The sequence below is a fragment of the Allobosea sp. TND4EK4 genome (assembly GCF_900156025.1).
Classification (GTDB): Bacteria; Pseudomonadota; Alphaproteobacteria; order Rhizobiales; family Beijerinckiaceae; genus Allobosea.
This window is the reverse complement of sequence record NZ_FTMO01000008.1, coordinates 132,884-141,496: the sequence shown is the minus strand read 5'-3', so window position 1 is coordinate 141,496 and position 8,613 is coordinate 132,884. Positions and strand designations below refer to the sequence as shown.

Here is an 8,613-nt window from a genome sequence, read left to right as displayed (position 1 = left end):
GCCGCAGCCGAAACGACATCCCCCACATCCGACACCACAGCCTCCATCGACTGCGCGCGCGCAAGACGCGCCGCAGAAGCGGTGCGCTCCTGCTCTTCGAGAGCGCGGACACGCGCCGCGTTCTCCTGGAAGACGAGCAGGGCGCTGGCGATCTCGCCGATCTCGTCTCGGCGTTGGATACCGGCGATGGCCCGATCATGGTCGCCTCGCGCGAGACCGAGCGTGTCTTCGACAAGTGCAGCCATAGGCTTGGTGATGGAACGCGCGACAGCGAAGGCCGCCAGCACCGACGTGACCAGCGCGGCGAAAGCAATCCCAAGGCTGCGCCGAAAGCTGGCTGTCGCGGCCTCGGACACAACCTCGGCGTCGCTGACGAGAGCTGCGCCGGCTGCGTCCTCGATCGTCTTCAGAAGATCGATGCGGGCCGTCGCCTTGTCGAACCAATCGGAAGGAGAGATCTGACGGATATCGGTCCCGAAAGGCGCGCCGAAGGCGGCTTGCCGCATCACATCGACAGCCCGCGCCTGCTCAGAAGACAGCGCGGAGTTGAGCTTCTCGACGAGCTCTTGCCGAGCCGCGTCCCGGAATTCGGCGATGAAGATCGTTTGCTCGGCTGCAAGGCTGACCAAGCGCCTGTAATTCTCGGGCTCGAACCGGCCGGCTGCAAAACCGTTCGCCGCGAGGGCGCGCTCGAGCCCGGCGCGTTCCTTGGCCTCGGCAATGTCGAGCAATGCCTTCGCGTCGTTGCCGATTCGCGATGGGGCATCGATACGGGCAATCGACTGCACCATTGCGATCATCCGGGCGATAGCACCGGTATATTGCGTCGCCATATCGCTGGCCGGCACCGCAAGCCTGTCGACCTGCGGCCGCATCGCCTGCACCCGCGAAAGCGCGGACTCGACCTCCTCCTGTGCCGCGCCAAAGGCTCGCGTGCCGCCGACCTCACCCAGGGCCTGGAATGCGCCCTGGAGCTGCGCGAGCGCGGCGTCGCTGGCTGAACGTTGGCGCTGCAGTTCTGTACGGAACAAGGCTCCCTTCGCGCCGAGCATGAGGGCGGAAGCTCCCCGCTCCTTTTGCAACTCATGGGCGGCTTGGGTGAAGGCGGGAGCGATCCGCGCGATCGAGGCGATCGAGGCGGCACCCTCGGCCTGACGCCAGTCGGACACCAGCCCGCTCCCGAAGCTCAAACACATCATGGTTACCGGCAAAGCCACGACGAGCATCAGCTTGGCTGTGATACTCAGTTCCGCGAAGCGGAATAACTTCGAAGTGCTCGACATGGCCGTTCTCGCGAAGAAAATGCCGGAGTAGGCCGCCAAAGTTTTCTCAAAAATGAGTTAATTTCTCAAAACATGCATAAGCTTTGTCTTGAACCGACAAACGGAAGGATTATCATTGAGAATGATTTATATCAAAGATTTAAATATATCCTACTATACTGAAGTAAATATATCGTCCGATTATAGATATTAATCCGGATATATCAGATTAATCGATATATTAGCTAATTATTTCATAAAATAGTATAAACCCCGTCCCCGCATTATGTGTCACGGATATATACAGATTGATGGTGTTTATAGTTGAAGATGATAGAATATATTATCGAGATGAGATCATAAGATCCCGCAACCAGTGGCACTGCTGCAGGCGCTGGCTTCAGCGGAAATTTGGGTCCGGAAGCGGCCGCAAACCAAGCCGAGCTGGGAGATCCGCTTTTGGCGAGCGGTTGATGTCAATCAGAGCGGCCCCAGATCCCGAACGATCAAAGCGTAAAGCGCCTGGGCGGCCGGGGTCAGTGTTTCGCCGCGCCGTCGGATCAGCGAGACGGGCCGGTCGACGATCGGGTCCACCAACGGAATCTGGGCGAGGTCGGACCGCAGATTCTCGACGAGGGATGCGACCAGGATGGCGATGCCCAGCCCTTCCGAGGCCAGCCCTATCGCGCTGGAGAAATATTCGACCACGAACTTGGTCTTCACTTCGATGCCGGAGCGCGACAATTGCGCCTCCATCAGCAACCGGTTGCCGCTGCTGCCACCCAGCGTGATCAGGTCATGGCCGGCGAGATCTGCCCAAGCGATGGTCTCCCGCCCGGCTAGCGGATGATCGGCGCGGCAGTAGACGACGAAGGGATCCCGGACCAGGACTTCGTTGTGCAGATCCTGCTGGTTCGGCGGCTGGACATGCAGGCCGAACTCGGCCTGGCGCCGCCGCACCGCCTCGATGACGAGCGTACTGGTCCGGTCGAGGATCTCGACGCGGTTGTTGGGATGCCGCATGGCATAATTCCGCAGGATACGGGGCAGGCGCCCGTACATCAGCGACGGCACCGAGGCGATCGTGATGTCCCCGGTCGAGAAGCGCGACATCGACTTGAGTCGCTCGAACGAACGGTCGACGGCATCGACCATGCGTCGAGCTTCCGGCAGGAATTCGCGACCGATGCTCGTCAGCGCGACGGTGCGGGTGGTCCGGTCGATCAGCCTCAGGCCGACATGGGCCTCGAGACGCTGGATGCGCCGGGTCAGACCGGTCTGGGTGACGTGCAGCTTCTCGGCCGCCTTGTTGAAGCTCCCGAGCTCCGCGATCTGGATGAAGGCTTCGATGCCGTCGATCGGATGCTTCATGACAAAAGATCATTGATATATGCCATTATTTCAGCATACCGGCGATGCCTCGCTGGTCAATAGTCTGCCCGAAAGGCGCCCAACCGCTGCGAAGCGGGATGCGAGGCCGCCACCAGGAGACGCACCGATGACCGATACCCTTGCCGCCACCCGTGGCAGGCGCGTGCTCGTCACGCATGACCGGCTGGCCGAAAGCGCCATCCAGCTCCTCAATGCCCATGACGTCGATGTCTTCTTTTCGCCGGCCTATGCGCCGAGCGAGCAGGTGGCCGAGCGCGCCGCGCAACTGCAGGTGGACGCGCTGATCGTCCGCCAGGGTCGCGTCGACGAGGCGATCATCGCCGCCTCGCCGCGCCTGCGGGTCATCGCCAAGCACGGCGTGGGCGTCGACAACATCGACCTCCAGGCGGCTGCTTCGCGCAACATTCCCGTCATTCGCGCGATGGGCTCGAATTCCCGTGCCGTCGCAGAGCACACGATCGCGCTGGCCCTGACGCTGCTGAAGGATATTCCGCGTCTCGACAGCGCCGTGAAGTCCGGCACCTGGCCAAAGCCGACCTTCATCGGGCGCGACATCGAAGGCACCGTCATCGGCCTCGTCGGCTTTGGCTCGATCGGCCAGCACGTCGCCCGGATGGCGCGGGGACTGGGCATGGCCGTCCTCCTGCACGACCCCCATGCCCGCGAAGCGATCGCGCGGTTCGGGCAGGAGTGCGAACGCGATCTCGACAGCCTCGTCGCGGAAGCCGACATCGTCAGCCTGCATTGCCCGCTGACCAACGCAACGCGCGATCTCCTGGATGCGCGCCGCTTCGGCCTGATGAAGCCGGCCTCCCTGGTCGTCAACACGGCGCGCGGGGCCCTGATCAACGAGGTGGATCTCTGCGCTGCGCTGCTGGAAGGCAGGATTGCCGGCGCGGCCCTCGACAGTTTCGCGGTCGAGCCGCCGGCCAAGGACAGCCCGCTCTGGACGCTGCCCAACCTGATCGCCACCCCGCATATCGCCGGCGTGACGGCGGGGTCGGCCAAGACGATGGCCGAGATTGCCGCACGGCACGTCATCGCCGTGCTCGACGGCGAAGAGCCGGATACCGCCAGCCTCGCGAGGTTGGCAGAACTCGCAGCCTAAGATCCGGACCAGATACCGGACGTCCAGAAGCAAACGGGAGGAAAGACCATGAGGATTGTCTACAAGGCGCTCGCAGCACTCGCCCTGTCGGCGCTAGCCACGGCAGCATCGGCGCAGCAATATCCCGACAAGCCGATCCGCCTCGTAATCCCGTTTCCGCCCGGCGGCGGCACCGACGTCGTCGCGCGCGTCATCGCGCAGAAGCTCGGGGAAACCACGGGCTGGACGCTGGTTGCGGAAAACAAGCCGGGGAGCGGCGGCAGCGTCGGCCTGAGCCTCGCCGGCAAGGCCCCTGCAGACGGGTACACCGTCGTCCTCGCGCAGAACGCCAACCTCGTCATCAACCCGATCCTTGGCAAGGCCAACTACGACCCGATCAAGGATTTCGCACCGATCGGCCTCGTCGCCTCCGCGCCGCAGGTTCTCGTCGTCGCCAAGGACTCGCCGTTGAAGACGGTCGAGGATCTCATCGCCGCGGCCAAGGCCAAGGACGGCAAGCTCACCTTCGCCTCACCCGGCATTGGGACGAGCTCGCATCTGGCCGGCGAACTCCTGCAACAGATCGCTGGCGTCAAGTTCCGGCACATTCCCTACAAGGGCGCGGCCCAGGCCCTGCCGGACCTGCTCGGCGGGCGCGTCGAAATCTATGTCTCGTCCGTTCCCTCGGCGATGGTGCAGATCAAGGAAGGAACGCTCCGTCCGATCGCGGTCTTCGCCACCAAGCGCGATGCCGATCTTCCCGATGTCCCGACCTTCGAGGAGAAGGGTCTGAAGAATTCGGAGGCGGTGACCTGGTGGGGGCTGGCTGCCCCGGCGGGCGTGCCCGCGCCGATCGTCGCGCGCATCAATACCGAGCTCAACAAGGTGCTGAAGATGCCCGACACCCAGGCCAAGCTGCGCTCGGCCGGTGCCGAGGCGCTCGGCGGCAGCAGCGAAGAGTTCGGCGCGCTGATCAAGTCCGACGTCCCGAAATGGACTGCGGTCATCAAGGCTGCGGATGTGAAGGTCGCCGACTGACACGAGCGGCTCGCCGCACCGTTAACGAACAATCACGACCGGCGCGCATCGTACGCGCCGGCGATCGGGAGGGTTATCCATGAAACGCCGAGACTTTCTCGCGGCTGGCGCAGCCGTGCTTCTGACGTCTCCGATGCGCGCGCAGGCCCAGCAGGTACCGTTCTCCGCTGGCACCCAGGCGCCCCGACTCAAGGTGCCGCCGCTCGCCTGCGACTGCCACATGCACATCTATGACAGTCGCTTTCCAGCCGCGGCAAACGCCACGATCAAGCCACCGGACGCCACCGTCGCCGACTATCGCAAGCTCCAGGCCCGCCTCGGGACCACGCGAAACGTCGTCGTCACGCCCTCGACCTACGGCACGGACAATCGCGTCACGCTCGCAGCGATCGAGCAACTCGGCCCCACGGCCAGAGGCGTCGGCGTGGTCGGCCCCGACGTGACCATGGCGGAACTGAAGAAACTTCACGATGGCGGGGTGCGCGGGATACGCTTCAATCTCGCCGTCGGCGCGTTCCTCAAGCCGGAGATGATCGCTCCGCTCAGCCGGAAGGTCGCGGAGCTGAACTGGCACGTCCAGGTCAACATGGCTCCGGATCTCCTGGTGTCCCTGAGCGATACGCTGGCGGATCTGCCAACGCCGATCGTGCTCGACCATCTCGCCCGAATTCCGCAACCCGCCGGCGTCGCGCATCCGGCTTTCGCGGTCGTGCGCCGATTGCTCGACAAGGGGCATGGTTGGATCAAGCTGTCTGGCCTCTACATCTCGTCGGCGGATGGTTCACCCGACTTCGCGGATGCCGGAACCGTGGCCGCCGCTTTCGTCCAGGCGGCACCGGAGAGGGTGCTCTGGGGCTCGGACTGGCCGCATCCCACCAAGGCCGAGAAGCCCGACGACGCCGCGCTTCTCGATCTCGTGGGCCGGTGGGCGCCGCAAGAGCCGATGCGGCAGCGCATCTTCGTCGACAACCCCGCAAAGCTGTTCGGCTTCTGAGCGCGCGGCCCATGTCCTCAGCTTCGCCAGGAGGCAACATGATCGTCAAACTATCGGGTAACCGGGACGCCCTCGCCGGCCTGCTGTTCATGGGGCTCGGCACGTTCGGCTTCGCGATCGCGCTGGGCTACAAGTTCGGCACCACGATCGACATGGGGCCGGGCTATTTCCCGCGCATCCTCAGCCTCGTCCTGATCGGCTTCGGCATCGTCACCTTCGCCAGGGGAGTGCGCACTTGCGTGACCATCGAGGGCGGATGGGCCTGGCTGCCGCTCCTCCTGCTGAGCGCCTCCCTCGTGACCTTCGGCTTCCTGCTCGAGCGCGCCGGCCTCGTGCCGGCACTTGCCGCCCTGTTCTTCATCTCGGCCCGCGCCGGCCACGAGTTCAAGGCGCTGGAGGTGCTTGTCCTGACGGCGGTGATGTCGGTCTTCGCTGCCGCTGTGTTCGTCTGGGGGCTGAAGCTGCCCTACAGCCTGTTCGCGTGGAACTTCTGAGCCATGGAGATCCTCGATCATTTCGCACTCGGCTTCGGCGTCGCCATGTCGATGCAGAACCTGGCCTATTGCTTCCTCGGCGTGCTGCTGGGAACCCTGATCGGCGTGCTGCCGGGCGTCGGCCCGCTGGTGACGATCTCGATGCTGCTGCCGATAACCTTCGGCCTCCCGCCGGTCTCCGCCGTCATCATGCTCTCCGGCATCTATTACGGCGCGCAATATGGCGGCTCGACCACGGCGATCCTGGTCAATCTGCCCGGCGAGACCTCGTCCGCGGTGACCTGCCTCGACGGCTACCAGATGGCGCGCCGCGGCCGTGCCGGCGCCGCTCTCGCGATCGCGGCACTCTCCTCCTTCGTCGCCGGCTGCGTCGGCACGCTGCTGATTGTCGCGCTCGGCGTGCCGCTGGCTTCCTGGGCGTTGCGCTTCGGCGCCGAAGACTACTTCGCCCTGATGGTGCTCGGCCTGGTCGCCGCGTCGGTGCTGAGCCATGGCGACATGGTCAAGGCGCTGGCCATGGTCGTGGTCGGCCTGCTGATCGGGCTCGCCGGAACCGATGTGAACTCGGGTGTTGAGCGCTACACCTTCGGCCTTGCGGAGCTCGCCGACGGCATCGGCTTCACCGTGCTTGCGGTCGGCATCTTCGCGATCTCGGAAGTCGTCCTCAATCTGGAGCAGAAGGAGACGCGCGAGGTCTTCACCAAGACGGTCGGCGGCCTGATGCCGAGCTGGCATGATTTGAAAGCCTCCTTCCTGCCGACGCTGCGCGGCACCGCCATCGGCTCCTTCTTCGGCATCCTGCCGGGCACTGGCCCGTCGATCTCGTCCTTTTCCGCCTACATGCTGGAGAAGAAGCTCGCGAAGGATCCGTCCCGCTTCGGCCAGGGCGCGATCGAGGGCGTCGCCGCGCCGGAAGCCGCCAACAACGCCGCCGCGCAGACCGCCTTCATCCCGACGCTCACGCTCGGCATTCCAGGCAGCGCGACGATGGCCCTGATCCTCGGCGCCCTGATCATGAACGGCGTCCAGCCCGGCCCATCGGTGATGACCCGCAATCCCGAACTGTTCTGGGGCGTCATTGCCAGCATGTTCATCGGCAACGCCCTGCTCGTCGCGCTGAACCTGCCGCTCGTCGGACTCTGGGTTCGGCTGCTCAGCATTCCCTATCGCTGGCTGTTCCCGGCGATCGTGATGTTCTGTGCGCTCGGCAACTACAGCCTGAACAACAGCGCGATCGACGTCTACCTCTGCGCGGCGATCGGCGTGCTCGGCTATGTGCTCGCAAAGCTCAAATGCCCGCCCGCGCCGCTGGTTCTCGGCTATGTGCTCGGCCCGATGATGGAAGAGAACCTCCGCAGGGCTCTGCTCCTGTCGGAAGGCGATCTTTCGATGTTCGTTCGCAGCCCGATCAGCCTGACTTTCCTGGTGATCTCGCTGCTGCTGCTCATCAGCATGGCCCTGCCCGCAATCCGCCGCGGCAAAGCCCGCGTCGACCAGGAGGAGGCCGGCGCGATCTGAGCGCGCCGACACGACCCATCCTTCGCAGAACGTCGTTCACCCAGCAGCTGCGCCGGCCCATTCGCCACGCCGGCCAGCCTCGACAACCAAGGACATCCCATGATCGGATTTCGCATCCTCAAGCGCCGCCGCCAGGTCGATGCCGAGCTCGTCGCGCGCTTCCGCACGGTCCCCGTCGCCAATGTCAGCGATTCCATGTCGCGCATGAGCGCCGGCGGGGCTTCGCTGCGGCCGCTGCACCGTGGCGGCGGGATGGCCGGTCCGGCGCTCACCGTGAAGACCCGTCCAGGCGACAATCTGATGCTCCACAAGGCGCTGGACCTCGCCGCCCCCGGTGACGTCATCGTCGTCGATGGCGGCGGCGACCTCACCAACGCGCTGATCGGCGAGCTCATGATCTCCCATGCGCGCATGCGCGGCGTCGCCGGCATCGTGCTCAACGGTGCAGTGCGCGACTGCGCCTGGATCCGGCAAAACGAGCTGCCGATCTTCGCCGCCGGGATCAGCCATCGCGGGCCCTACAAGGACGGCCCCGGCGAGATCAACGTCCCGATCGCCATCGACGGAATGGTGATCGAGCCCGGCGATCTCGTCATCGGCGACGACGACGGCTTTCTGTCCGTCCCCTTCGATCATGCCGAGGAGATCTACCAGGCCGCTTCCCGAAAGCATGCGGCAGAGGAAAAGAAGATGGCGGCGATCGAGCAGGGCAAGGACGATCGCAGCTGGATTGATGCAACGCTCGCGCGCCTGGGCTGCGACATCGAACCCTGATGGCGGCCAGGCGGCTCCCACCCGTCGATGACAATCGCCTGAAACACAGATCGG

8 protein-coding genes are annotated in these 8,613 nt (G+C 64.7%); 6 read left to right on the top strand and 2 right to left on the bottom strand.

From position 1 onward, the window contains the following. Positions 1 to 1,283 (bottom strand): nitrate- and nitrite sensing domain-containing protein (locus tag BW981_RS14945; protein WP_139333775.1); only part of this gene is annotated, 1,283 nt, incomplete at its 3' end. Positions 1,284 to 1,742: 459 nt separating this feature from the next. Then, entirely contained in the window at positions 1,743 to 2,633 is an 891-nt protein-coding gene (locus tag BW981_RS14940; protein ID WP_076440544.1) for a LysR family transcriptional regulator, read from the bottom strand. Between the two features lie 127 nt (positions 2,634 to 2,760). On the opposite strand from BW981_RS14940, the gene BW981_RS14935 reads away from it, so the two are divergent. The 6 genes from BW981_RS14935 (at position 2,761) to BW981_RS14910 (ending at position 8,559) form a co-directional block, all read left to right on the top strand. Further along, positions 2,761 to 3,762 (top strand): hydroxyacid dehydrogenase, encoded by a 1,002-nt coding sequence (locus BW981_RS14935; RefSeq protein ID WP_076440542.1) that lies wholly within the window; start codon positions 2,761 to 2,763, stop codon positions 3,760 to 3,762. Between the two features lie 48 nt (positions 3,763 to 3,810). Continuing rightward, a complete protein-coding gene (locus BW981_RS14930; protein ID WP_076440540.1) occupies positions 3,811 to 4,779 on the top strand; it encodes a Bug family tripartite tricarboxylate transporter substrate binding protein in 969 nt (322 codons plus the stop codon). A 79-nt stretch (positions 4,780 to 4,858) separates the two neighbouring features. Beyond that, positions 4,859 to 5,773 (top strand): amidohydrolase family protein, encoded by a 915-nt coding sequence (locus BW981_RS14925; RefSeq protein ID WP_076440538.1) that lies wholly within the window; start codon positions 4,859 to 4,861, stop codon positions 5,771 to 5,773. Positions 5,774 to 5,811: 38 nt separating this feature from the next. Continuing rightward, positions 5,812 to 6,267 (top strand): tripartite tricarboxylate transporter TctB family protein, encoded by a 456-nt coding sequence (locus BW981_RS14920; RefSeq protein WP_076440536.1) that lies wholly within the window; start codon positions 5,812 to 5,814, stop codon positions 6,265 to 6,267. A gap of 3 nt (positions 6,268 to 6,270) precedes the next feature. Then, the gene (locus BW981_RS14915; protein ID WP_076440534.1) at positions 6,271 to 7,785 is read left to right on the top strand and encodes a tripartite tricarboxylate transporter permease; all 1,515 of its coding nucleotides are present in this window, start codon (positions 6,271 to 6,273) and stop codon (positions 7,783 to 7,785) included. A 99-nt stretch (positions 7,786 to 7,884) separates the two neighbouring features. Further along, positions 7,885 to 8,559, top strand: a complete 675-nt coding sequence (locus BW981_RS14910) for an RraA family protein (RefSeq protein ID WP_076440532.1) — start codon at positions 7,885 to 7,887, stop codon at positions 8,557 to 8,559. Positions 8,560 to 8,613: the final 54 nt, after the last annotated feature.

What these genes read in the sequence shown, in the direction of transcription:
- BW981_RS14920 (WP_076440536.1), top strand. Translation starts at nt 5,812, where the DNA reads ATGATCGTCAAACTATCGGGTAACCGGGACGCCCTCGCCGGCCTGCTG.
- BW981_RS14940 (WP_076440544.1), bottom strand. Translation starts at nt 2,633, where the DNA reads ATGAAGCATCCGATCGACGGCATCGAAGCCTTCATCCAGATCGCGGAG.
- BW981_RS14910 (WP_076440532.1), top strand. Translation starts at nt 7,885, where the DNA reads ATGATCGGATTTCGCATCCTCAAGCGCCGCCGCCAGGTCGATGCCGAG.
- BW981_RS14930 (WP_076440540.1), top strand. Translation starts at nt 3,811, where the DNA reads ATGAGGATTGTCTACAAGGCGCTCGCAGCACTCGCCCTGTCGGCGCTA.
- BW981_RS14935 (WP_076440542.1), top strand. Translation starts at nt 2,761, where the DNA reads ATGACCGATACCCTTGCCGCCACCCGTGGCAGGCGCGTGCTCGTCACG.
- BW981_RS14915 (WP_076440534.1), top strand. Translation starts at nt 6,271, where the DNA reads ATGGAGATCCTCGATCATTTCGCACTCGGCTTCGGCGTCGCCATGTCG.
- BW981_RS14925 (WP_076440538.1), top strand. Translation starts at nt 4,859, where the DNA reads ATGAAACGCCGAGACTTTCTCGCGGCTGGCGCAGCCGTGCTTCTGACG.